The 23,837-nt window shown below is 62.5% G+C and carries 19 protein-coding genes and 1 pseudogene; 14 read left to right on the forward strand and 6 right to left on the reverse strand.

Annotated elements, in window-relative coordinates:
* Nucleotides 1-16 precede the first annotated feature (16 nt).
* The 6 genes and pseudogenes from GWK36_RS08490 to GWK36_RS08510 all read left to right on the forward strand — a co-directional run bounded on the left by GWK36_RS08490 (nucleotide 17) and on the right by GWK36_RS08510 (nucleotide 4,601).
* Nucleotides 17-1,559: pseudogene (locus tag GWK36_RS08490) on the forward strand (potassium/proton antiporter).
* A 202-nt stretch (nucleotides 1,560-1,761) separates the two neighbouring features.
* Nucleotides 1,762-1,968 (forward strand): hypothetical protein, encoded by a 207-nt coding sequence (locus GWK36_RS15870; protein WP_343033112.1) that lies wholly within the window; start codon nucleotides 1,762-1,764, stop codon nucleotides 1,966-1,968.
* A 10-nt stretch (nucleotides 1,969-1,978) separates the two neighbouring features.
* Entirely contained in the window at nucleotides 1,979-2,710 is a 732-nt protein-coding gene (locus GWK36_RS08495; RefSeq protein WP_343033113.1) for a permease, read from the forward strand.
* A gap of 120 nt (nucleotides 2,711-2,830) precedes the next feature.
* A complete protein-coding gene (locus tag GWK36_RS08500) occupies nucleotides 2,831-3,082 on the forward strand; it encodes a thioredoxin family protein (protein WP_166270781.1) in 252 nt (83 codons plus the stop codon).
* 62 nt (nucleotides 3,083-3,144) lie between these two features.
* The gene (locus GWK36_RS08505; RefSeq protein ID WP_166270782.1) at nucleotides 3,145-4,068 is read left to right on the forward strand and encodes a cation diffusion facilitator family transporter; all 924 of its coding nucleotides are present in this window, start codon (nucleotides 3,145-3,147) and stop codon (nucleotides 4,066-4,068) included.
* Complete coding sequence (locus GWK36_RS08510; protein ID WP_166270783.1) at nucleotides 4,059-4,601, forward strand: disulfide bond formation protein B; 543 nt, start codon at nucleotides 4,059-4,061, stop codon at nucleotides 4,599-4,601. Before GWK36_RS08505 ends, GWK36_RS08510 begins: the two co-directional genes overlap by 10 nt.
* Nucleotides 4,602-4,607: 6 nt before the next feature.
* Here GWK36_RS08510 and GWK36_RS08515 read toward each other — a convergent pair whose 3' ends face one another.
* From GWK36_RS08515 to egtB, 5 genes are all read right to left on the reverse strand, one after another.
* Nucleotides 4,608-5,681 (reverse strand): phosphotransferase enzyme family protein, encoded by a 1,074-nt coding sequence (locus tag GWK36_RS08515; protein ID WP_166270784.1) that lies wholly within the window; start codon nucleotides 5,679-5,681, stop codon nucleotides 4,608-4,610.
* Nucleotides 5,682-5,736: 55 nt separating this feature from the next.
* Nucleotides 5,737-7,977, reverse strand: coding sequence for a RelA/SpoT family protein (locus tag GWK36_RS08520; protein WP_166270785.1), 2,241 nt, complete (start codon nucleotides 7,975-7,977; stop codon nucleotides 5,737-5,739).
* Between the two features lie 68 nt (nucleotides 7,978-8,045).
* Nucleotides 8,046-9,272, reverse strand: coding sequence for a DUF1015 domain-containing protein (locus GWK36_RS08525; protein ID WP_166270786.1), 1,227 nt, complete (start codon nucleotides 9,270-9,272; stop codon nucleotides 8,046-8,048).
* A gap of 114 nt (nucleotides 9,273-9,386) precedes the next feature.
* Entirely contained in the window at nucleotides 9,387-10,430 is a 1,044-nt protein-coding gene (gene egtD / locus GWK36_RS08530; protein WP_166270787.1) for an L-histidine N(alpha)-methyltransferase, read from the reverse strand.
* Entirely contained in the window at nucleotides 10,427-11,701 is a 1,275-nt protein-coding gene (egtB, locus tag GWK36_RS08535) for an ergothioneine biosynthesis protein EgtB (protein ID WP_166270788.1), read from the reverse strand. The genes egtD and egtB overlap by 4 nt, the downstream gene beginning before the upstream one ends.
* Before the next feature lie 192 nt (nucleotides 11,702-11,893).
* Here egtB and GWK36_RS08540 point away from each other — a divergent pair, with 192 nt between their 5' ends.
* The 4 genes from GWK36_RS08540 (at nucleotide 11,894) to GWK36_RS08555 (ending at nucleotide 16,358) form a co-directional block, all read left to right on the forward strand.
* Nucleotides 11,894-14,644, forward strand: coding sequence for a DUF2339 domain-containing protein (locus GWK36_RS08540; protein ID WP_166270789.1), 2,751 nt, complete (start codon nucleotides 11,894-11,896; stop codon nucleotides 14,642-14,644).
* Nucleotides 14,645-14,743: 99 nt separating this feature from the next.
* Nucleotides 14,744-15,406 (forward strand): LON peptidase substrate-binding domain-containing protein, encoded by a 663-nt coding sequence (locus GWK36_RS08545; protein ID WP_166270790.1) that lies wholly within the window; start codon nucleotides 14,744-14,746, stop codon nucleotides 15,404-15,406.
* Nucleotides 15,407-15,611: 205 nt separating this feature from the next.
* Nucleotides 15,612-15,938, forward strand: a complete 327-nt coding sequence (locus GWK36_RS08550; RefSeq protein ID WP_166270791.1) for a HesB/IscA family protein — start codon at nucleotides 15,612-15,614, stop codon at nucleotides 15,936-15,938.
* A gap of 3 nt (nucleotides 15,939-15,941) precedes the next feature.
* On the forward strand, nucleotides 15,942-16,358 hold the full coding sequence (locus GWK36_RS08555; RefSeq protein ID WP_166270792.1) for a SufE family protein: 417 nt from the start codon (nucleotides 15,942-15,944) through the stop codon (nucleotides 16,356-16,358).
* Nucleotides 16,359-16,441: 83 nt separating this feature from the next.
* Here GWK36_RS08555 and GWK36_RS08560 read toward each other — a convergent pair whose 3' ends face one another.
* Entirely contained in the window at nucleotides 16,442-17,887 is a 1,446-nt protein-coding gene (locus GWK36_RS08560) for a TrkH family potassium uptake protein (protein WP_166270793.1), read from the reverse strand.
* A gap of 186 nt (nucleotides 17,888-18,073) precedes the next feature.
* On the opposite strand from GWK36_RS08560, the gene GWK36_RS08565 reads away from it, so the two are divergent.
* From GWK36_RS08565 to nadA, 4 genes are all read left to right on the forward strand, one after another.
* A complete protein-coding gene (locus GWK36_RS08565) occupies nucleotides 18,074-18,370 on the forward strand; it encodes a cupin domain-containing protein (protein ID WP_343033114.1) in 297 nt (98 codons plus the stop codon).
* A gap of 205 nt (nucleotides 18,371-18,575) precedes the next feature.
* Nucleotides 18,576-21,179 carry a DNA mismatch repair protein MutS gene (gene mutS, locus GWK36_RS08570; protein WP_166272561.1) on the forward strand — a complete coding sequence of 868 codons (2,604 nt, stop codon included), beginning with the start codon at nucleotides 18,576-18,578 and terminating at the stop codon, nucleotides 21,177-21,179.
* Nucleotides 21,180-21,312: 133 nt separating this feature from the next.
* Complete coding sequence (locus GWK36_RS08575) at nucleotides 21,313-22,773, forward strand: dynamin family protein (protein WP_166270794.1); 1,461 nt, start codon at nucleotides 21,313-21,315, stop codon at nucleotides 22,771-22,773.
* Entirely contained in the window at nucleotides 22,770-23,822 is a 1,053-nt protein-coding gene (gene nadA / locus GWK36_RS08580) for a quinolinate synthase NadA (protein WP_166270795.1), read from the forward strand. Before GWK36_RS08575 ends, nadA begins: the two co-directional genes overlap by 4 nt.
* Nucleotides 23,823-23,837: the final 15 nt, after the last annotated feature.

Below are 23,837 nucleotides of genomic sequence, written 5' to 3' on the forward strand. Positions count from 1 at the left end.
CGGGACCGGCCAGCGCATGGACCCCAGCAGCCCCATCATCCTCATCGGCGCTGCGGTTGTCTTCGTTAGCATCCTGGCAAGCGCCAGGACCGCGCATCTGGGGGCACCCTGCTCCTGGTCTTTTTGGTGATGGGGATGCTGTTCGGCGCCGAAGGGCCCGGCGGCATCGGCTTCGATGACATCGCGCTCATCCATCTGCTCGGCACCCTGGCGCTTGCCATCATCCTGTTCGACGGTGGGCTGTCAACGGATGAGCGTGACTTTCGGGTCGGTCTCTATCCGGCCATTCTCCTGGCCACCCTCGACGTTTTGATCACCGCTGCGGTCTTGGGTGGATTCATCGCCCTGTGGCTCGGCTGGGGCTGGCGGGAGGCCCTGCTGCTCGGTGCCATCGTCAGTTCGACCGATGCCGCTGCAGTCTTTTCGCTCTTGCGCGCGCACGGCCTTGAACTCAAACAGCGGGTGGGTGCTACCCTGGAGATCGAGTCGGGCAGCAACGACCCCATGGCGATCTTTTTGACTGTCGCCTTGATCGGCCTGCTCCAGGGCATACAGCAAGGGAGCGGTGTGCATCTGATCAAGGAATTTGCGCTATAGATGGGGCTCGGCGGGCCCTTGGGTCTGGCAGGCGGCTGGGGGCTCGCCTGGTTGGTCAATCACCTGCGCATGCCCGCCGGCCTCTATCCGCTCGCTGTTATGGCGGGGGCGCTTTCCATCTTCGGCGCAACGGCTGCGCTCGGCGGCAGCGGCTTTTTGGCCATCTATCTGGCAGGGCTAGTGCTCGGTAACCGCCGTCTGGATGGGCGCCTAAAGATCGCCCGTTTCCACGACGGGTTGGCGCGCCTGGTCCAAATCGGGATGTTCCTGATGCTTGGGCTGTTGGTCACGCCCTCTGCGCTCTGGCCGGTGGCGCATGTCGCCCTGCTCACCGCCCTGGTCTTGATCCTGATCGCCCGCCCGCTGGCAGTATGTCTGTGCCTACTGCCTTTTCGCTTTCCCTGGCGCGAACAGATCTTCATCGGCTGGGTCGGGCTGCACGTCGGGCTGCACGGTGCGGTGCCGATCATTCTGGCCCTCTTTCCCCAATTGGCCGGCCTGCCCCATGCCCAAGCGATCTTCAATATCGTCTTCTTTGTGGTCCTGGTCTCGCTCCTCATCCAGGGCTGACTGTGATCCCCCTGGCACGGCGCCTGGAGTTAGACATCCCGCCGAGCAGCGCGCGCCTGCAACGCACCGAGCTCGACCTGCCGGGTCAGCTGGACCTGGAGCTTGTCGGTTATCGACTGACGGAGGATGCGCCCATCCTGACCCAGAATGCGCAGCGGCCCGATCTGCCCTGTGCGGTGCATCTGGTTGCGGTCTTGCGCCAAGGCCGAATGCTCGAGCGCTGCGCGCCCGAAGAGTGGCAGGCCGGCGATGGGCTCTATCTGCTGGCGCCTGCCCAGATCCTGCCTGAACTGGACCGGCTCAAGCTCAATGGCATAGAGTTGGTTGTGCGCGCCGTTGTCGGCGACCGTATCCTCCAGGTGGGGCTCAAGCTGCCGTCCCCTGCCTTTTAACCGACCAAGGGATCCGCGAAATACCTAAAGGTGCAATGCAGATATCCGCAGTCTTGCAGTTGCTGATCAGAGGAATCTGGAGCCATCCATGATCTGGACACCGGCGTGCACCGGTATAGGGTTTTTCAGAGATCCCCGTCAACTTTCCACCGAGACCATCAAGCCCAGGTGTTTTTTGATCTGTTGAGACAGCCTCTAAACCGTGGGTAATCCATTGAACGATATGCCCCAACCCTCTAGTCCGCCTGTCCCCAGGCTCCTCCCTTGGCTCATCGACCTGCCGGTCGCGGCCATCCTTTGGGTCCTGCTCTATCGCCAGTTGACCGCCATCGCCGACCTCGGGATCGCCCTCTTGGGGCTCAGCCGCACCACCCGCTTGGGCGAGGCGGTGCATTTCTTTACTCTATGATACCCCCAAGGTGCTCTTGCTATTGACCGGCGTGGTCTTCGTCATGGGGCTGATCCAGACCTTTTTTGCCCCCGAGCGCACCCGCGCCCTATTGTCGGGACGGCGTCTTAGTCTCGGCAATGTCATGGCAGCAACCCTAGGGATCGTCACCCCCTTTTGCTCCTGCTCGGCGGTGCCTTTATTCATCGGCTTCGTCTCGGCGGGGGTGACCTTTTCGTTCCTGATCGCCGCACCCATGATCAATGAGATCGCGCTCGCCTTGCTGTTGGGGCTTTTCGGCTGGCAGGTCGCCCTGCTCTATCTGAGGCTGGGGCTAGGGGTGGCGATCGGGGCGGGGTTGGTGATCGGCAGGCTCGGGATGGAACGGTATCTCGAAGACTGGGTGCGTGCCATCCATCTTGGCGAGACAGCGGCCCCCTCTCAGGTTATCCTCACCTGGCCGCAACGTCTGGGGATGGGGCTTAAGCACCTGCGCGAGATCCTCGGGCGCGTCTGGCCCTATATCTTCCCAGGGATTGGACTGGGCGCCTTCATCCACGGCTATGTCCCCGAGGACCGGCTGGCGGATATCCTGGGTCAGGAGGTCTGGTGGGTAGCGCCGGTCGCGGTGTTGCTGGGCATCCCGCTTTACACCAACGCCGCGGGGATCATCCCCATCATCGATGGTGCTGATCGGCAAGGGGGCCGCCTTGGGCACGACCCTGGCCTTTATGATGAGCGTGATCGCGCTCTCCGCCCCTGAGCTCTATGATCTTGCGCAAGGTGCTCAAATGGCCGCTGATCTGGACCTTCGTCGGGGTAGTGGCCTTGGGTATCCTGCTGGTCGGCTATGTCTTCAACCTGATCCTTTAAGGAACCTTCCATGAAAGACATCAAAATCCTGGGCAGCGGTTGCCGCAATTGTCAGCTCACCTATCAATTGGTCGAAGAGGTGGCGCGCGCCAAAGGCGTGCCCATCCAGATCGCAAAGGTCGAGTCGCTTGAGGAGATCATGCGCTATGGGGTTATGGCGACCCCCGGGGTGGTGATCGATGGGCAGGTAGTCCATGCCGGCGGCATTCCAGAGCGAAAGGTGGTCGAGGGTTGGTTCGATCGAGGTAGATACCCCCAGTAAAAGGCGCCCTGCCGCAACAAGTCGCATCCAGGTTCCTCCCTAGCCGCGATCCATTGGCAGACATGCATGCCCAGATACATCCCCCCGCAGGTACCCAGGTCTCAGGCAATGCCTTGATCCTGGCAACCCTATTGACCCTTTGTTTTGCCGGCATTGAGGCGCTGGCCGGATGGTTAGCCGGCTCATTGGCGCTTGTCGCCGATGCCGGACATATGCTCAACGACGCAGCAGCCCTGGGGATCGCCGCAGGTGCGGCCTGGCTTGCGCAGCGCGGAGCCTCGAAAGGCTATAGTTATGGCCTGGGTCGTGCCGAATTGATCGCCGCCCTGATCAATAGCACCGCGCTCCTGGTCTTGGTGGCCTGGCTGACCCTCTCGGCCATTGAGCGCCTGCGCCATCCGCTGCCGGTCGTCGGGCTTGCCGTCTCCCTGGTCGCGATGCTTGGGCTTGTGCTCAATGTCTTTATCGCTTGGCGGCTCTTGGGCGAGCATCACAACCTCAACACCCGCGCCGCCCTGCTTCATATCTTGGGTGACCTCTTGGGCTCAGCGGCGGCCCTGGGGTCTGGATTCATCATCCTCTTGACCGGCTGGACCGCGATCGATCCCCTCTTGTCCCTGGCGATCGGCGGTTTGATCCTGATCTCGAGCCTGCGTCTGCTGCGCGAGGCCATGCGCGGGTTGATGGAGGGCGTACCGCTACACCTCGACCTCGATCAGGTCGGGGCGGCGCTCGCGCGTTTGCCTGGTGTCGCCTCGGTGCATGACCTGCATATCTGGTCGGTGCGTTCGGATTTGACCGCGTTGACTGCCCATCTGGTGGTGCATGACCTTGCCGATTGGGATGAGACCCTGACCCAGGCCCATGAGCTGCTGAGGCGCGAGTTTAGTATCCAACATGCCACCCTCCAGCCCGAACCCATCACCCGACGCGTCCGCTGGCAGGTGCGCCGCTCTCCAATCGAGGAGACGCCTAGATGTCATTGAACCCCCGTCTGCTTTGGTTCATCTTGGCTGATACGTCTGCCAGCATCGCGATCCTTAGCCTGGTCCTGGCCCTATTATTGGACCTCGAGCCCTGTCACCTTTGTATCTTCCAGCGCCTGGTCTATCTTTTGCTTGCCTTGCTTGCGGCCCTGACCGCCCTCCTCTGGCGTCCAGGCCGCCGATGGCATTGGCCGCCGGCCCTGTCTTTCCTGGGCTTGGCTGTGCTGGGCGCTGGGGTCGCCGCTTATCAGAGTTGGCTTCAGTGGCAGCCCGCTGCCAGTCTGTCGTGCAGTGGTCAGCTCGGCCCCATCGAGCGCCTGATCGAATGGCTCGGCGAACAGTTCCCCCTGCTCTTTCTCGCCACCGGCGCCTGCGAGGACAGGCAATGGGCGTTTTTGGGGCTGTCGCTGGCCAATTGGTCGTTTGCAGTCTTTGTCGCACTGATCGCCCTGGGGTTATGGGCGCTGCGGATAACCTCTCAGTTACTTAACGCTCGATTACCAGCGGATCGAGACTGCCCCCATCAGCCATGACTTGCTTTATCCAAATGCCTGCCGAATCGCCCGGCAGAGCGCATCTTCTTGGCGCTCGATGTCGGCGGCCAGGGCGAACTGAACACGGGCGCGTTCGAGATTTTGCCCGCGGTGTTCGACCTTGAAATAGCGATCGCCCTCGAGATGATCGGTGAGAAAACGCACCCCGAGCTCAAACGGTAGGGTCCAGATACCATCCCCGATGAGCGCGATCTCGTCGGCGCCAAACTGCCCCCGCATCTCTTCTGCATAACCGTGCAAGATCGCCTCCGCTAGCTCGATGTCGAAACGTACGGCAAGAGTCTCGGCGGTCGCCTCGCCTCGGCGGTTACAGCATGAGCGCAGGCAATCGCCGAGGTCATGATGGATGAGGCCAGGCTGGAGGGTGTCGAGGTCGATCAGGGCGATGGCCTCTTCGCTGTGCACAGAGAACAGGAGATTGTCGAGCTTGGGGTCGCCGTGGGTCAGGTGCGGCCTGATCCGGCCCGATCGTCTGGCCTCGGTGAGCAGGTGAGCGCGCTGGATACGGGCGGCGACGAAAGCGAGCACCTCGGCGATCTCGGGTGGGCGCGGTTCGCCTAACCTATCTGCCGCTGCTTGCAGGCGCGCCAGATACCCAGGGGTATCATGGAATCCAGGGAGCACTATCTCAAAGTGATCAAGCGGCAATTCAGAGGCCCAGCGATGAAAGCGTCCCAACAGCCGCCCGACCGAGCGAGCCTGCTGAGGTGAATCAAGACGCTCGAGGGTCTGGGTGTCGGGGATGAACTCCAAGAGCCGCCAGATAGACCCTTGGGCATCGCGCACATAGGGCAGGCCATCCCGCGCATAGATCAGGGGCGGCAGACGCAGTCCGACCGATTCAGGGGGGATGGGGTGGGCGCCCAGGCGCGCGAGATTAGCCATGATCCGGCTCGGGTCAGGAAAGACCCGATCATTGAGCCGCTGGAGGACATAGCGCCGCTCGCCTGCGGCAAAGACATAGGTATCATTGATCAACCCCCTACCCCAGGGAGCGATCGAGGTGCCTACAGGCTCGATCGCAAACTGGGCGATGAGGTGATGGAGACTGATGGGCATTGTCCTCGCCGAGTCTGTAACTCGCGTAGGTTACGCGTTGCGTACCCTCACCTGCCTAAAAACGCCGTACCAGCCCGACCCCGCGTACCTGCCCGAGCTTGGCTATGAGCTGATCCAGATGGGTGCGATCGCGCACCTCAAGGGTCAGGCGCACCGAGACGGTATCCGTGCTGCGCTCGGAGTGGGATTCAATTCCCCGCAAGGGGACATCGGCATCGGTCAAGACGCCGGTTAGGTCGCGCACGAGCCCCTTGCGGTCGGCGGCAAGGACCAAGAGATCGACCGAATAGCTGGCACCTGCCTTCTGCTCTACCCAGCGCGCCTCGATCAGACGCGCCCGCTCTGCCCCTTGCAGATGATGGATATTGTGACAATCGCGCCGATGGATGCTGACCCCTCGTCCGCGGGTGACAAAACCGATGATCGGCTCGGGCGGCACCGGCTTACAGCATTGCGCAAGATGGGTCATGAGGTCAGCGAGCCCTTCGATCACCACCCCGCTGCCGCTGGAGGGCGGGACGGCGAGGCGGGCACGGGCCTCGGGGAGGGTGATTTCGGGCTCGCTGCGCGGCGGCGGGGCATCGCCCTGGAGCTGACGCACCACCTGGCCGACCTGGAGGTCTCCCCGCCCGATCGCCGCTAATAAGTCATCGCTGCGTTTGAAGTTCAGGCGCGCTGCAAGCTCATCGAGCCTGGGTTTATCGGCGAGATGCAACCGGGCGAGTTCGCGCTCCAGAAGCACCCGCCCCTCGTGGAGATGCTGCTCGAAATCCTGTTGTCTAAACCATTGGCGCACGCGGTTGCGCGCGCGTGCAGTGACGAGATAACCGAGCTGCGGGTTGAGCCAATCGCGGCTGGGCGCAGGGTGCTTTTGAGTCAGGATCTCCACCCGATCGCCACTTTTCAACGGCTGGTTGAGCGGGATCAAGCGGTCATTGACCTTAGCCCCGCGGCAGCGATGCCCGATCTCAGAATGGATGGCGTAGGCAAAATCCAATGGAGTCGCACCCCGTGGCAGCTCAATGACCTTGTATTGGGGGGTGAGGACATAGATATAGCTGGGCTCCAACCCGGAGGGTGCGGGTTCCCGCCCTTCGTTCAGCACCTCTTCTTCGTGGCCCTCGAACCAGCGGCGCATCCACAGGAGGCGCTTCTGAAACTCGGCATCCGTCCCGCGCGATTCTTTATAGGCCCAATGGGCGGCAACCCCGTATTCGGCATGGCGGTGCATCTCGTGGGTGCGGATCTGGACCTCGAGCACCTTGCCCTCTGGTCCGATGACCGCTGTGTGCAGCGACTGATAGAGGTTACCCTTGGGGGTCATGATGTAGTCGTCGAACTCCTCTAGGATATGAGGCCAGAGCCCATGCACCACCCCGAGCGCGGCATAGCAATCGGCGATGGTCTCCACCAGGACGCGCACCGCGCGCAGGTCGAAGATGCGATCGATATCGACACCCTTGCGCTGCATCTTTTTCCAGATGCTATAGATGTGCTTAGGCCGACCGGTGATCTCAACGCGGATGCCGATCTCAGCAAACTTGTTGCGCAAGAGGGCGATCACCGATTGGATATAACGCTCGCGTTCCTCGCGCCGCTCGGACAAAAGTCCGACGATCCGGCGATAGGCCTCATGTTCTAGATAACGCAAGGCCAGGTCCTCGAGCTCCCACTTGATCTGCCAGATCCCGAGCCGGTTGGCGAGCGGGGCATAGAGGCGCCGAGTCTCGCGGGCGATCTGGGCGCGCCGCTCGGGCTCCAGATCCTTGATCGCGCGCATCAGGTGCAGGCGTTCGGCGAGCACGATCAAAATCACCCGCACGTCCTCGGAGAGACCCAGGAGCAGACGGCGCAGGTTCTCCTCGTGCTGGGCGCGATCCTTGTCGGCTAAGGTTGCCTGGACCTCTAAACCCGCGCTCGAGCGCGGGTTGGTCAACTTCTCGATCCGTGCCAGATCCTCGACCATCCGCACGATGGGATGCCCGAACTCGCGTTTTAAGCCCTCAAGCTCAACGCCCCCTTGCTCCAGACAGCCTTTCAGCAGCGCTGCGCCGAGGGTTTCGGCATCCATATTGAGGCGCACCAGGATGTCAGCGGTCGCCAGGCGGTGGCGCACTGCCGACTCACCGGTCTGGAGCCTGCATCCGCCTTGACAGCGCGCCAGCCAGTCGCAAGCGCGACTCAGTAAGAGGCGTTCGTCCTCGGGGTAGCGGCCCTTGAGGGTCTCGAGCCAATGGCCGATCGCCTCGGCATCGTCGGCCTCGGGTTCAGGGAGGTTATAGACGGGCTTGACCATGGGTGGGGTGCAGGCTGTTTCACTGCGATCCTGTTGCCAACCGGACGCAAGGCGCGCCGCACACCCGTTTATAAGACCAAGCTGACCAGACCGTCGGCGAGCTTGGGCTCGAACCAGGTGGACTTGGGGGGCATGATCTGCCCGCGGTCGGCGATCGCCATGAGCGACTCGATCGAAGGCGGATGCAGGGCGAAGGCGACGGCCATCTCGCCGGCATCGACCGGCACGGTGAGACCAGAAAGGCCGCGCACCCCGCCGACGAAATCGATGCGCTCGTCTTTGCGCGGGTCGGTGATCCCTAGGATCGGCCCCAGGAGATGATCTTGTATGAGGCTTACATCCAAGGCGGCGACCGGGTCATCGGCCGGAGGCGCAAAGCGCGGGGTCAGGCGATACCAGCGTCCTTGAAGATACATGCCGAAGACGCCGCTTCGTTCGGGCGCGACCGGCTGCATGCTGGGCTCAACGACAAAACGCGCATCGACCTGGGCGATGAACCCCTCGGCATCCAGGCCGTTGAGATCGCGCACCAGGCGGTTGTAGTCCAGGATGCGCAATTGATCGTGGGGGAAGACCACAGCGAGGAAACCGGACTCGGAGGACTGGCCCTCGCCAGAGGCCGCACCCAGCTCGGCCACGCGCGCGCCGGCGGCAGCGCGATGATGGCCATCGGCAATATAGAGGCTGTCGAACCCCTCGAACATCTGGGTAAGCTCGGCGAGGATCTTTGGCTCGCTCACCGACCAGAGCTGATGCCTGACCCCATCGGATGCGGTGAAATCGACCTCGGGCTGAGCAGTAGTCAAACCGGCGATCCGCTGATCGAGTGCGGGTTGGGCGCGATGAAACAAAAACACCGGGCCGGTCTGGGCACCGAGCGCCTGGATCTGGCGCACCCGGTCGTCCTCTTTCACCGGGCGGGTGAGCTCGTGGCGCTTGATTCGGCCCGAGCGATAGGCGGCGACCGAGGCCGCGACCACTAAGCCCGTTTGGCTATGCTGGTCCAAGGTCAACCGATAGACGTAATAGCGGGGCTCGAGGTCCTGGATCAGGACCTTGGCCGCGCGCATCCGGTCGAGATGGATCCGCGCCTGTTGATAGACACTGGGGTCATAGGGGTCGATGTCCGGGGGCAGATCGACCTCGGCACGTGAGATATGAAGAAAGCTCCACGGGCGACCCTTAACCAGACGCCGCGCCTCCTCAATGCTCACCACGTCATAAGGGGGGGCGGCCACCTCGGCGGCATAGCCAGGTGCCGGGCGCAGTCCGGCGAAGGGTTGGATCAATGGCATGCTGGGCTACTCAGCGAGTTTCAAGATACCGCCGATGGTAACACAAGAGGCCCTGGCCCTCGCTAGCAGTCCAACGGATGGGCACTGGGTGCCCACCCACGCCTACTGGGTGCCCTACGCCTCTTCTACCCGCAGGCAATGGACGCTGAACCAGCCCTGTTCGTCGGTCCAGACCCGCTCGCAGACGAATCCGGCGGAGCGGGCAAGCCGCTGGAAGCCCTGGATGCTGTATTTATACGAGCTTTCGGTATGGATGCCTTCGCCTTCGGTAAAATCAAAGACCTCGCCTGTAACCTGCACCTGTTGGGTACAGGTGCTGACGAGATGCATCTCGATGCGGCTTGCCTCGGCGTTGAACAAGGCGTGATGGCGGAAGCGCTCGAGGTCGAAATCTGCCCCCAGCTCGCGGTTGAGCCGCGCCAGGAGGTTGAGGTTGAAGGCCGCGGTTACCCCCTGGGCATCGTCGTATGCTGGCTCTAGGATCGTGCGGTCCTTGATGAGATCTACCCCGATCAAAAGCGCCCCGCCCGGGCCGAGCAGTCTGGCGACCCGCTGCAAAAAGGCGCGCACTTCTGGCGGGTCGAAGTTGCCGATGCTCGATCCAGGGAAAAAGGCCGCGCGCTCGCCCCAGTCGGTCTCCAAGGGAAGCGCCAAGGGTTTGGAATAGTCGGCGCAAACCGCCTGGATCTCGAGCCCGGGGAAGCGCCTGGCCAGCGCCTGGGCCGAGGCGATGAGATGGTCCCTGGAGATGTCGATCGGGACATAGAGGCGCGGGCGCAGTGCCGCAAGCAAGATCTGGATCTTGAGGCTGCTACCGCTGCCGAGCTCGATCAACACCTTGCCCCGTCCCAGATGCTCGGCGATCGCCTCGCCATCGCGCCTGAGGATCCCGATCTCGGTGCGGGTCGGGTAATACTCGGGCAACTGGGTGATGGCATCGAATAGACGCGAACCGGTCTGATCATAGAACCATTTGGGCGCCAGGCGCTTGGGGCTTTGACCAAGGCCTTGCAAGACCTCGGCGCGGAGGTCGTCGGGGCGGGGTTGGAGATCAATAAAACGGACCCGCCCCTCTGTCCCGTACTCGCTCGACAGCCGCTCCAGGGGGACGCCCGTGCCCAGAGTGAGGGTGTCAGGTGTGCGTGTATCCAGTCTCATGCGCAGTCCTCCGCCAGGCGCAGGCCCATGAACTGCCAGCGCTCATGGGGATAGAAGAAATTGCGATAGGTGGGACGGATATGGTCGCGCGCCGTGGCGCAGGAGCCACCGCGCAGGACCATCTGGTAACACATGAACTTGCCGTTATATTCGCCGAGCGCACCCGGCGCCGACCGATAGCCGGGATAGGGCCGATAGGCCGAGCCGGTCCATTCCCAGACATCGCCGAAGAGCTGTTTGATCCCATCGCCCGGCGGCGCTGCGCGCGGGTGCAGCCAGCCGTCCTCGACGAAATGGCCGGCAAGGGGCTGGCTGGCGGCGACATGCTCCCATTCAAACTCGGTCGGCAGGCGCTTACCGGCCCAGGTGGCGTATGCATCGGCCTCATAAAAGCTGAGATGACAGATGGGCTCGGCAGGATCGAGCGGGCGCATCCCGCCTAGGGTCATCACCCACCACTCGCCGTCGCGTTCCTCCCAATAGAGGGGTGCGCGCCAGCCCTCGCGCTTGACCTGCGCCCAGCCGTCGGCGAGCCAGAACGCAACCTTTTGATAACCGCCGTCCTGGATGAACGCGAGATATTCGCCATTGGTCACCAAGCGATCCGCGATCCTGAAGGGCGCAACGAAGACCCGATGCCTGGGCCCCTCGTTGTCATAATAAAACCCGGGACCCTGGGCGCCGACCTCGATCAGACCGCCCTCGTATTCAAGCCAACGCAGGGGGGCCGGGCTTGCAGGCTCGGCAACCGGCAGGTCCGTACGATAGAGGGGGCGCAAGGGATTGTGGGCGAAGTGACGCTTGATGTCGGTGAGCAGAAGCTCCTGATGCTGCTGCTCGTGGTTGATCCCGATCAACAGCCGCCGCTCGACCTCTGGCCAATCAGCCTCTGGACACTGGGCGATCAGGCGCTCCATCGCGCCATCGACATGCCGCCGATAGTCATAGACCTCGGCGACCGTCGGGCGCGATAACAGACCGCGCTCGGGGCGCGGCCAAAATCCGGTCCCGGTCTGTTCGTAATAGCTGTTGAAGAGATATTCAAATCGCGGGTGAAAGACCTGATAGCCCGACAAAAAGGGGCGCAAAAGGAAGGTCTCGAAGAACCAGGAGACATGGGCGAGGTGCCACTTGGGGGGGCTCGCCTCGACGACAACCTGTAGCCCATAGTCCTCGATCGCAAGCGGCTTACAGAGTGTTTCGGAAAAGCGGCGTACCTGGGCATAGCGTTGAGCAAGCGATGAGCGAACGGCCTCGTTTCGATCCAACATGATGCAAGTGTCTAGGTTGGTCTAAGCTTGTGTCTGGCAAAGTGCGGCCTAGACGAGCGATTTCTAGGGTAGGCATCTGCGATCCATATATTCATATCCAGCGTCGCCAAGCACCCTCCAAGTGATGCCGAAGATGGCCTGTGTGCCTTGGGCATCTTTAGACCGGAAAACCCATCTAGGGGCATTGCAAACATGTGGCTGCTGTTCGCTGGTCTAGGGGCATTGCTGGGGGCCTATTCGGGGACCCTGACGGGCGCCGTGATGGGCGGGCTCATCGGTTATCTGCTCGGTAGCATCCATCGGCTCGAGGTGCAGCTATCAAAGCTCGAACGGCGCCTGGAACGTGCGCTGATGAGGATGCAATCATCCCCGGTTGCTGGAGCAGCCAAGCCACCCGATGTGCCCGCGCCGCCTGCTCCTGCCTGGCCGTCCGCGACCCCACCCCCCCTCCCGCCAGCCCCTGATCCCCTCCTCGATGCCCCCCTGTCCCTGGATTTGGACGGCCCGCAAACCTCAACCCGGGCAAGCGTCCAGACCGAGCGTGATCAGCCGCCTGGCGCCGAACCATATTCCCCCCTCGCGACCGGTTTGCTGGAGAACTGGCTTGCTCGCCTGCTTGCCGGCAACCTCCTCGCCAAGCTGGGCATCGTCTTGCTCTTCTTTGGGGCGGCCTCCGGGCTTAGGCTCGCCTTCGAACATGGACTGTTTCCTCCCTATTTACGTTTGGCCGCGACCGCGCTGGCGGGGCTGATCTCCATCTGGGCCGGCGCTGCCCCTGCCGCGGGCAGGCCCTTGCGCCCTGCCTGGATCGAACGCCAAGGCGATCCGACGGCTGCCACACGCCGTGGGCTAGGCTTCGCACTCGAAGGCGGTGGTTTCGCTTTGCTCTATCTCGCTGTCTATTTTGCCCTGGCGTTCTATCGCTATCTCGAACCAGCCGCCGCCTTTGGGCTCTTTGCCGCCCTGGGGGTGGCCTGTATCGCCCTGGCGTTGCGCCAAGATGGCCAGTCGCTGGCATTGCTGGGGCTCTCGGGCGCCTTTCTGGCCACAGCACTCGCCGGCGGCGAGCAGCCCCATCTAGTCCTATTTGGCTATATCGTCTTACTCGACACCATTGTCCTGTGGAGCAGTCTGCAGCGCGGCTGGCGTGCGCTCAGCTTGGCCGGTTTTGTCTGCACCGTCCTTGCCGGACTGCATTGGGCAGGCCTGAGCTATCATCCCGGGCTGCGGCTACAGACCGCACTCTTCGTCGCCATCGTGTTGGCAATGTTCAGCCTCACCCCAGTACTGGCGGCCTACCGTGGCGAAGGGGTGCAATGGGGCTGGCGTTCGGCCTCGCTACTGTTCGGCCCGCCGGCGGCAGCGGCGGTCGCCCAGGCCGCCCTGTATGCCGGCGCGCTGCATGTCTTGGCCCTCAGCAGTCTGATCGCCGGGATGTGGTATGGGCTGCTCTGGCAGGCGGCACGGCGCACCGGCGAGAACCTCCTGGTGCAAGCCCTGGCGGGTCTGGGGCTCGCCTTTATATCGCTGGCCCCCTTTCTGGCCTGGAGTAACAATGTCGCCGGTGTGTTCTGGGCCCTCGAGGGCGCTGCCCTCGTCTGGTATGGCCGAGGCGCGCAGCGCCGCCTGCCGCTGATCGCCGGTGGGCTGCTACAAGGGCTCTCTGGTCTGCTGCTAGTGGATCTGTGGTTCAAGGGGGCAGATGGGGCAGCTTTGCTCAATCCCTTGTTTCATTCTGGCCTACTGCTGGCAGCCGCCGGCGCCCTCAGCCTCTATGCGCTGCGGGACTGGTCTCGAGGCCAGGTGGTCGTCTTGATCTGGACGCTGGCCTGGTGGTTCGGCATCTGGTATCGAGAGCTCGGCCATCTCCTGCATCCCGAGTGGCGTCCGGCAGGCATGCTGCTCTTGACCGCCGCCACCTGCTGGCTCGGTGAATGGGCTGGGAGACAGATCCAGGTCGTCGAGCTGCGGCTGACCACGCTGCTGCTCCTGCCCATCATCCTGAGCGTTACCCTACTCGCCCAATGGCGCCTCGGCCATCCTCTAGCAGACGGCGTATGGCTGGCGCTGCCGGTCGCCATCTATGTCCTTTACGAGACCCTCTGGCGACAGGAACGCTCGGGGCTCGCCGGCAGATTGGACCTATATCAGGTGCTGGCGTTCTGGTCGCTGGCCTGGATACCGGCCTGGGAGCTGCATTGGCAGCTCGCCCGGTGGGTTGCACCCGGCGCTGCGCTACCCGAGGCCCTGCGTTCCCTCTTGTTGGCGGCGCCGCTGTGGCTCGTGCTCGGTCAGCGACCGCGCTGGCCCTTTGCCGAGCATCGCACGCTCTATCTCGGCCATGGCCTGACCCTACCGGTGTTGCTCGCCTGGGTCTGGCTGTTGTCCTGGCCGCTGGCGCTCAGCGGGGGCTGGGCCCTGCCCTATCTACCGCTGTTGAATCCCTTGGAGCTTGCCGCGCTCGTTTTGCTCTATACCCTCTATCGGCATTGGCGGGCACTTGGCCGGCCCTGGCAGGCAGCCGGCTATCCGGTCCTCTTCCCTCTGACCCTATGGGTCTGGCTGACAGCTGCCCTGGCGCGCACGGTGCACCACTGGATCGGCGTACCCTATCGCGCGCCTGCCCTATGGCAGACCGATCTCCTGCAAACCCTGGTATCGATCGTCTGGACGGCCTTTGCGCTCGTTATCCTGGTAATCGCCTCGCGCCGGCGGCAGCGCGCGGTCTGGTTCGGCGGACTGATGTTGCTGTGCCTCGTCGGGCTCAAGCTATTGATCGTCGATCTCGCCGAGCTGAGCGGCCTGTGGCGGGCCCTGTCCTTGATGGGCGTCGGTCTCCTGGTGCTCGGCGCCGGCTATCTGGCGCCGGCGCCCCCAAAACAGCAGGGAACGACTGAAAGGTCCTTGTCAAGCGGACCGCTTGGCCCCAGGATGCGCGGATAAAAGCAAGACCGGCGACAAGGTCCCCTGTTGTGGCAGGGGCAGGTATATGGCCCATGTATGACGTCACCGGCCGGTCCCTGTTGACCCAGGAGTCTCCCTATGAACCGCAGCCCATTCTTCCCAGCCTTTCCCGATCTGCCGGCGGCCATCCCGCTCTTTCCGCTCACCGGCGCCATCCTGATGCCCGGGGTGCAGCTCCCGCTCAATATCTTCGAACCACGTTATCTCAGGATGGTGGCCGATGCCCTAGCCTCGAACCATCTGATCGGCATGATCCAGCCGACCAGCGAGACGGCCTTGGATGAGGTGCCGGAGATCCACCGGATCGGCTGCGCGGGCCGGATCACCTCCTATAGCGAAACCCCGGACGGGCGGATCGTCTTGATCCTGACCGGTCTGTGCCGGTTCGCCGTCCTCCACGAACTGGAACTGCGCAACGGCTATCGGCGCGCCCGGGTCGATTGGTCGCCCTTTGCCCTCGATTACCAAGATGATCCGACGCCGATCGCCGACCGCTCCGGCTTTCTGCGCTCGCTCAAGGGCTATTGCCGCCAGAATGGGATCGATGTCCCCTGGGATGATGTCGAGCGGCTCAGCGATCAGGACCTGGTCAATCTCTTATGCGCCCACCTTCCCTTAAGCCCCGAGGACAAGCAGGCCCTGATCGAGACCCTGCAGACCGCCGAACGCGCGCAGCTCATGCGCGGCTTGCTCGAGATGGATGCCGCCTCCAATCTGCGAGTAGCCGAGCATCGCCATTGACAAGGCCAGTCAAACCCCCTGCTTGAAGGCCCAGCGATCCGCAACCATATTAGGATGAGCTGATCGATGCGTCACCTCGGCCAACATCAGCAACCAGTGGCTCAATGGACTGGAGTGCGACCTGCGCCGGTGTGACCAAAGTAACATCGATCGGTCCATTCCTGGGGGCATCCTGTATCGAAAATCCTGGTCGAGGAGGGTCAAGATGTCGATCACATTGACTGAGGCTGCGGCTCGACATGTCGCAGCCATGTTGCAAAAACGCGGCTATGGGCTTGGTCTGCGCATCGGCACGCAAAAAAGCGGATGCAGCGGCCTCAGCTATACCGTCGATTATGCCGATAACCTGGCGCCCAGCGATCGGGTCTTCGAGAGCCATGGGGTCAAGGTCGTGGTCGATGCTGCACAGCTTGAATATCTCAACGGCCTGGAGGTCGATTTCGTGCGCAGCAATCTGCTCAGTCAGGGCTTCGAGTTCCGCAACCCCAACGCCAAGGACCAGTGCGGTTGCGGGGAATCCTTCCGGGTCTAGGGCATGGATCAGCAGATCGCCGCCATCATCGACGACTTTGCACTCCTGGACGACTGGGAGGCGCGCTATCAATATCTGGTAGAGCTCGGCGAGCGCCTGCTGCCTATGCCGGAGGCGCTCAAGACCGAGGCCAACCGCGTCGTCGAATGCATGAGCCGAGTCTATGTCGCTGCCGTTCCCCATCCCGAACATGCTGGGCGCCTGACCTACTGGGGCGATTGCGATACGGCCATCATCAAGGGCGTGGTAGCGCTTCTGGTCGATCTGTTCTCGGACAAAACACCCGCCGAGATCCAGGCATTGGATGTCGATGCGCTGTTTCAGGGATTGAGGCTGGAAGAGCATCTCAGCCCCAGCCGACATGTCGGGGTCTATGCCATCGTCAATCAGCTCAAGGCACAAGCTCGGGCATTTGCCTAAGGCTTTGGGCCCAGCCCCAGCGCAGGGGCTTATCGCCAGCAAACCAGATTCGGCCAACTACAAGCAAGGAAGACAGCGAGAGTTCAGTGCCGCCAAAATGATGGCGTAAACAGGATCATGAGGGTAAAGACCTCGAGACGGCCCGCGAGCATCCCGAAGATCCCCAGCCATTTGACGACATCATCGACCGTCGCAAAGTTGACAGCGACCTCACCCAGCCCAGGCCCGCATAGATTGACGGTGGTAAAGGCCGCGCCGAAGGCCGACTCGAGATCCAGGCCCGCGGCCATCATCGCCAGGGTCAGGAGCAAACAGATCGCCACATAGAGCACGTAGAATCCCCAGACCGACAACAAGACATCCTCGCTGACCGCACGCGGGCCGATCTTGACCCCCAAGACGGCATGGGGGTGGTTGAATTGAAAGAGCTGGCGGATGCCCAGCTTGATCAACAGCATGACCCGTAAGACCTTGATGCCTCCGGCGGTCGAGCCCCCACAACCGCCGACAAACGACAGGATGACCAAGGCCAGCGGGATATGCAGCGGCCAGGTGCCAAAGGTCGCCGTGCCAAACCCTGTGCTAGTGAGGATAGAGGCGACCTGAAAGCTGCCGTGGCGCAGGGCGGACCAGGCATCCGCATAGGTGTTGGCCCAATATAGGCTCGCTGCAATGAACAAGGCACCGCCCAAAAAGATTAAGACAAAATCGCGCGTCTCCGGGTCGCGGGCGTAATAGCGGATGTCTAGATGATGGAAGGCGGCGAAATGGACGGTGAAATTGATACCGCCGGCAAGCATAAAAACGATGGCGACCGCTTCGATCAGGGGGCTGTCGTAATAGCCGATGCTTGCATCATGGGTAGAAAATCCGCCCGTCGAGATGGTGGAGAAGGCATGGCCGATGGCATCGAAGGCGCTCATTCCGGCGAGCCAGAAACAGAGGGTGCATGCTGCCGTCAACCCGACATAGAGCGACCACAGGGCACGCGCTGTCTCGCGGATACGCGGGGTGGGTTTTTCGTGTTTGGCCACCCCTGAGGTCTCGGCACGATAGAGCTGCATCCCACCCACACCCAGGAGCGGCAGGACAGCGACGGCGAGCACGATGACCCCTATCCCCCCAAGCCATTGGGTCTGTTGCCGGTGATAGAGGATCGAAGGCGGCAGACGATCAAGCTCAGTGATGATGGTTGCACCCGTAGTCGTGAACCCTGAGATCGACTCGAAGATGGCATCTGTTAGGGCCAGATGCAGCCCTAGGACGAAGGGCAAAGCACCGACGACCCCTAGGATGACCCAAAACAGGGCAACTGCTAGGAAACCATCGCGGATGGAGAGCTCGTTTTGACAGTGCCGGTTTGTCAGCCACAACGACAGCCCCAGGGCAGCAGTGGTCATGAAGGCGTCGAGGAAAACCTGAGACTGGCCATCCTCATACAGCAGTGCCACCCCCAGCGAGGGGAGAAAGCTCAGGCTATAGAGCAGCAAGAGGAGGCCAAATAGCCGGGTAATGGCGCGCCAGTGCATGTCGCATGCGTCTTAAAAGGGGGGCTGATGCCGCCGATCCTAAAAGGTGCCGTTCAATGGTTGGGGCTGACCGCACTCTGTTATGCTTGAGTGCAAAGACCATCTCCATCCATCATACTGAGTTCAGCCATTCTAAATTTAAGATGAACGAGCCAACCTGGCAGATCTTCAAACTCGCTGACTTCAATGAACAGGGTCGAACGCTCGGGGGTGAACCTCAGGGAGTTCTTGCGTACCCCTTCGCTGTCCTGTTCGATCTATCACCTGCCAGCGGGTTCCAAGGACATGACCAGTGCGTATGAGGAAGATGAGCTGTATCTGGTCCTCGAAGGACACGCGCAACTGCGGGTCGGCGACAGCGAACATCAGGTCGAGCCCGGTACCCTGATATATGTCCGCGCCGCCTGCGATCACGCCTTTTTCGACATTCAACAAGACCTGACGGTCTTGGCCTTTTTCGGGGCGCTGATTGCACGTCCCTGAACTGGGCGCGCTGGGCGAATGACACCCGTTGTCCGGAATCCTTTGTTCGGCCCACCGGTCGCTCTGTCAGGGGTCTAAGCCGTTCAAGCAAGGCCGCTCGACCATCCGCTATCCTCCAACCCTGCGTTCTAGCCAGCCCGACGCCTCCTTGCCCGGGATTGCCGTGACCGACCTTTCTTCTACCGATCTTGCCCAGCACACGCCCATGATGCGCCAGTATCTGCGCATCAAGGCCCAGTATCCCGACCAGCTTTTATTTTATCGCATGGGCGATTTTTACGAGCTGTTCTATGAGGATGCCGAGCGGGCGGCACGTCTGCTGGACATCACCCTGACCAGGCGCGGGATGTCAGCAGGCCAACCGATCCCGATGGCTGGGATTCCCTATCATGCCATCGAACAGTATCTGGCCCGTTTGGTCCGACAAGGGGTATCGGTGGTGATCTGCGAGCAGATCGGCGATCCAGCCAGCGCCAAGGGCCCGGTCGAACGCGCCGTCACCCGGATCGTCACCCCCGGAACCCTCACGGACGAGGGACTGCTCGATGAGCGCAGCGAGAATCTACTCGTAGCGATCGCCGAGGATCGGGACGCCTGGGGTATCGCCAGCTTAGAGCTATCTAGCGGGCGCTTTACGGTCCTTGAGGTGCAGACCTATGAGTCATTGCTCAGCGAGCTCGAGCGTCTCAGGCCCGCCGAGATCCTGCTGAGCGAGGACAGCACCCTGGGCACTGCGCTCAAACCCGTACGCAACTTCACCCGCCGTCCGCCCTGGCATTTCGACCCCGAGAGCGCTGAGCGGCTGCTATGCGAGCAATTCAGCACGCGCGACCTCATCGGCTTTGGTTGCGCCGAGCTGCGCCTGGCGATCGGGGCCGCCGGCTGTCTTTTGACCTATGTCCGCGAGACCCAGCGCACCGCCCTGCCGCATCTGTGGGGTCTGACGACCGAGCGACGCGATGAGGCCCTGATCCTGGACGCAGCGACCCGGCGCAATCTGGAGATCATGGACAGCCTCAGCGGGCACCCCGAGCATACCCTGATCGGGGTGCTCGATCGGACCGTCACGCCCATGGGCAGCCGGCTGCTCAAACGTTGGCTCAGTCGTCCCCTGCGCACGCGCGCCGCGATCGAGGAACGGCAGGCGGCAATCGCTGCCTTGCTCACCGCGGGACGGGTGGCATCCGTGCGCGAGCTGTTAGCTGGGGTCGGCGATCTCGAACGTATCCTCGCCCGCATCGCCTTGGGCTCGGCCCGACCGCGCGACCTTGTGGTCTTGCGCGACTCGCTCACTGTCTTGCCCGAACTGCGGGTCATGCTGGCTGATACCCCTGACCCCTTGCTGGCCCGCTCACAGGCGGAGATCGGCGAACACCCCGACGTCCTGGATCTGTTGCGACGCGCCATCATCGACCAACCGCCCCTATCGATCCGCGATGGGGGAGTGATCGCGCGCGGCTATGATGCCGAGCTCGACCAATTGCGCGATCTGGCCGAGAACGCCGACCGTTTTTTACTCGAGCTTGAGGTGCGCGAGCGTGCCCGCACGGGTATCCCAAACCTCAAGGTCGGCTATCACCGGGTACACGGCTATTACCTTGAGCTCGCCCGTACTCAAGCCGATCAGGTACCGCCTGACTATGTCCGCCGTCAGACCCTAAAGGGGGTCGAACGCTACCTCACGCCAGAGCTCAAGCGCTTCGAGGATCAGATCCTCAGCAGCCGTGAGCGCGCCTTGGCGCGCGAGAAATGGCTGTATGAGGATCTGCTCGGTCGCATGCGGGCACAGCTCGAGCCGCTCCAGACCACGGCTGCAGCGGTTGCCAGGGTCGATGTCCTGGCCAATCTCGCCGAACGCGCTTTCAGCCTCAATTGGACCCGGCCTGAGCTGACCGACCGTCAGGTCATCGAGATCCAAGGCGGGCGCCATCCAGTCGTCGAACAGGCCAGTGATGCCCCCTTCGTCCCCAACGATCTGCGCCTACATGCCAAGCGCCGTCTGCTGATCATCACCGGACCGAACATGGGTGGCAAATCGACCTATATGCGCCAAACGGCCCTGATCGTGCTCTTGGCCTATGCCGGCAGCTTTGTTCCAGCCGGCCGCGCCCTGATCGGCCCCATCGACCGGATCTTCTCGCGCATCGGCGCCTCGGATGACCTGGCCGGCGGACGTTCAACCTTCATGGTCGAGATGCAAGAGACCGCCAACATCCTCAACAACGCCACGGCGCAAAGCCTGGTCCTGATGGACGAGATCGGGCGCGGCACCAGCACCTTCGATGGTCTAGCGCTCGCCTGGTCATGTGCAATCGAGCTCGCTACCCGCATCGGGGCCTATGGGCTGTTCGCCACCCATTATTTCGAGCTGACCACCCTGCCCGAGGAGTATCCGGTCGCTGCCAATGTCCACCTCGATGCCGTCGAGCACGGCCAGACAATCATCTTCATGCATGCCCTGCGCGAAGGTCCGGCCAGTCAAAGCTATGGACTGGCGGTGGCCGCGCTTGCCGGGGTGCCGCCGGCGGTGATCGCGCGCGCCCGCGAACGGCTGCGCGAGCTCGAAGAGAACGCGCATCGCCATAGCCGGCACCACAGCCGCCAACTGTCGCTCTTTCCGCCCGAGTCCCGGACACGAGCTGAACCCGCGGAACATCCAGTCTGCGCCGCCTTGCGTAACATCGATCCGGATACCCTCAGCCCACGCGCCGCGCTTGAGACCCTGTATCGCCTGCGTGCCCTGCTCAATGAACCTGAACAGACCGGTCAAGGCAAGGTCCGACGCCAACGTCCGGCGCGCACCCTGTGAATCCGTTGTCATGTTCAGGGATTTCCTTAACTTGCCTGGGAGTTACGTGTAGTATTCAGGACCCATCTGCCCCTGCGCCGCGCCAGCAGATCATCCGGCCCCGTCTGAATCGAGTTGATCCACAGGAGCCCCCATGACATCCACCGCCGACGCCCTTCAGCAACGCCTCAACGAGCTTGAATCCCATCTCGAACAAGAGCATCCCATCCTGCTGAACGTGGTCCAAAGCTTTCGCGCCCTCGACCGGGTGGCCTATCGCATGGGTCTCATGGAACCCAATCAATCCTTCGCCACCCAGATCCCCTGGTGGCCCTTGATCTCGGTGCTGGGGACTTTTTCCGCAGGCAAATCGACCTTCATCAACCATTACCTCGGCCAAAAGCTCCAGCGCTCGGGCAATCAGGCCGTGGATGACCGCTTCACCGTCATCGTCTATAGCACCGACAGCGTCTCGCGCACACTCCCCGGGATCGCACTGGACTCCGACCCGCGCTTCCCCTTTTTCCGCATGTCGCACGCCATCGAGGAGGTCGCCGGCGGCGAAGGCAGCCGTATCGATACCTATCTCCAGCTCAAAACCTGCAACAGCGAGCGGCTACGCGGCAAGATCATCATCGACTCGCCCGGCTTCGACGCCGATGCCCAGAGGACCGGTGTCTTGCGGATCACCGATCACATCATCGACCTGTCCGATCTGGTCTTGGTGCTCTTCGATGCGCGCCACCCCGAACCCGGCGCCATGCGCGATACCCTCAAGCACCTGGTTGCGGACACCATCAAGCGCCCCGATGCCGGCAAGTTCCTATATATTCTCAATCAGATCGACACTACTGCCGGTGAAGACAACCCTGAGGACGTAGTAGCGGCCTGGCTGCGGGCGATCGGCGAGGTGGGTCTGACCGCAGGGCGGTTTTATACGATCTATTGCCCCGATGTAGCGATCCATATCCCCGATGAACACCGCCGGCGCCGCTTCGAAAAGAAACGCGACGAGGACCTCAAGGACATCTTCGAGCGCATGGAACAGGTCGAGGTCGAGCGCGCCTATCGCATCATCGCCGCCTTGCGCAAGACCGTGACCGATTTCACCCGCGACACTGTGCCTCTGTTACAAGAGGCCCTGCGCCGCTGGCGCCGACGGGTCGTGATCGCCGATATCTTGATCTTCGGGGGTGCGGCTGGCGCCCTGCTGTTTGCAACCTTGCAGGCCAATCATTGGCAGGAACTCAGCTATCAGGCCGAATGGCTTGATCTCGTCCAGCAGATCCCCTGGGGGCCCGGGGCACTCTTGACCCTGCTCGTCGCCCTGATCCTGGGGATCCATTTCGGCGTGCGCCATCTGGCAGCGGTCAGCCTCACGGCTTGGCTGCGCAAACAGAGTGAGCGCCTCGCCGCTCCAGGGAATCTGCTAGCCGCATTCGAGCGCAACACCCAGTTCTGGCGGCCTGTACTCTGGGCCCAGCCTTTTGGCTGGGGGCGCAAGACGCATGCGGCGCTTGATGAGGTCCTACAAAGCTGCGAGGGTTATGTCCAAACCCTCAATGAACAGTTCACCAATCCCCAGCGTTTGCCTAATAGGGCCAAGATGCCATGACCCATCCTGCCGACCGCCCGATCAGCGTCCCGGCCTATCCCCAATGGCCTGAGCTCAGCGCCGAAGAAGGCGCGGCCCTCAAGGAACGGATCAAGAGCCTATTGGCCGAACAAGAGGCCGTCCTGGTGGCCCATTATTACACCGACGGCGAACTCCAGGCCCTTGCCGAGGAGACCGGCGGCTGTGTCGCCGATTCGCTGGAGATGGCGCGCTTTGGGGCAGAGTCTCGGGCCAAGACCCTGGTCGTCTGCGGCGTGCGTTTCATGGGCGAGACGGCCAAGATCCTCAACCCCGAGAAACGGGTCCTGATGCCGGATCTCAAGTCCACCTGCTCGCTCGATGAGGGCTGCCCGCCCTCTGAGTTTGCCGCCTTTTGCGATGCCCATCCGGATCATACTGTGGTCGTCTATACCAACACCAGCGCGGCGGTCAAGGCGCGCGCCGACTGGGTGGTCACCTCCAGCATCGCCCTGCCAATCGTCGAGCATCTTGCCGCACGCGGCGAAAAGATCCTCTGGGCGCCGGATAAACACCTCGGGCGCTATGTGCAAGAAAAAACCGGTGCCGAGATGCTCCTGTGGGATGGCGCCTGTGTGGTTCACGAGGGATTCAAGGCGCATGCCCTCGAACGCCTGCGCGCCCTCCATCCCGATGCCGCCGTGTTGGTCCACCCCGAATCGCCTGAAGGCGTGATCGCCCAGGCGGATGTGGTCGGCTCGACGACCCAGCTCATCAAGGCGGTGGTTGAGCTGCCTCACCCCGAGTTCATCGTCGCGACCGACACCGGGATCTTCTGGAAGATGCGCCAGCTCGCCCCGAACAAGGTCTTACTCCCTGCCCCTGCTGCCGGTGAGGGTGCGACCTGCGAAAGCTGCGCCCATTGCCCCTGGATGGCGATGAACGCCTTACACAACCTTGAGCAGGTACTCTTGATCGGCGACCAAGAGATCCAGATCGAGCCCGAGATCGGTGCCCGCGCCCGCATCCCGATCCAACGCATGCTCGATTTTGCCCGCGAGCGGGGGATCGGGCATCGCTCATCCGATTAAACAAGGAGCCAACCC

Source organism: Caldichromatium japonicum, from assembly GCF_011290485.1.
Taxonomy (GTDB): Bacteria; Pseudomonadota; Gammaproteobacteria; order Chromatiales; family Chromatiaceae; genus Thermochromatium; species Thermochromatium japonicum.

Coding starts and splice junctions, on each gene's coding strand:
- GWK36_RS08500 (WP_166270781.1), top strand. CDS start 2,831: ATGAAAGACATCAAAATCCTGGGCAGCGGTTGCCGCAATTGTCAGCTC.
- GWK36_RS08505 (WP_166270782.1), top strand. CDS start 3,145: ATGCATGCCCAGATACATCCCCCCGCAGGTACCCAGGTCTCAGGCAAT.
- GWK36_RS08510 (WP_166270783.1), top strand. CDS start 4,059: ATGTCATTGAACCCCCGTCTGCTTTGGTTCATCTTGGCTGATACGTCT.
- GWK36_RS08515 (WP_166270784.1), bottom strand. CDS start 5,681: ATGCCCATCAGTCTCCATCACCTCATCGCCCAGTTTGCGATCGAGCCT.
- GWK36_RS08520 (WP_166270785.1), bottom strand. CDS start 7,977: ATGGTCAAGCCCGTCTATAACCTCCCTGAACCCGAGGCCGACGATGCC.
- GWK36_RS08525 (WP_166270786.1), bottom strand. CDS start 9,272: ATGCCATTGATCCAACCCTTCGCCGGACTGCGCCCGGCACCTGGCTAT.
- egtD (WP_166270787.1), bottom strand. CDS start 10,430: ATGAGACTGGATACACGCACACCTGACACCCTCACTCTGGGCACGGGC.
- egtB (WP_166270788.1), bottom strand. CDS start 11,701: ATGTTGGATCGAAACGAGGCCGTTCGCTCATCGCTTGCTCAACGCTAT.
- GWK36_RS08540 (WP_166270789.1), top strand. CDS start 11,894: ATGTGGCTGCTGTTCGCTGGTCTAGGGGCATTGCTGGGGGCCTATTCG.
- GWK36_RS08545 (WP_166270790.1), top strand. CDS start 14,744: ATGAACCGCAGCCCATTCTTCCCAGCCTTTCCCGATCTGCCGGCGGCC.
- GWK36_RS08550 (WP_166270791.1), top strand. CDS start 15,612: ATGTCGATCACATTGACTGAGGCTGCGGCTCGACATGTCGCAGCCATG.
- GWK36_RS08555 (WP_166270792.1), top strand. CDS start 15,942: ATGGATCAGCAGATCGCCGCCATCATCGACGACTTTGCACTCCTGGAC.
- GWK36_RS08560 (WP_166270793.1), bottom strand. CDS start 17,887: ATGCACTGGCGCGCCATTACCCGGCTATTTGGCCTCCTCTTGCTGCTC.
- GWK36_RS08565 (WP_343033114.1), top strand. CDS start 18,074: ATGAACAGGGTCGAACGCTCGGGGGTGAACCTCAGGGAGTTCTTGCGT.
- mutS (WP_166272561.1), top strand. CDS start 18,576: ATGATGCGCCAGTATCTGCGCATCAAGGCCCAGTATCCCGACCAGCTT.
- GWK36_RS08575 (WP_166270794.1), top strand. CDS start 21,313: ATGACATCCACCGCCGACGCCCTTCAGCAACGCCTCAACGAGCTTGAA.
- nadA (WP_166270795.1), top strand. CDS start 22,770: ATGACCCATCCTGCCGACCGCCCGATCAGCGTCCCGGCCTATCCCCAA.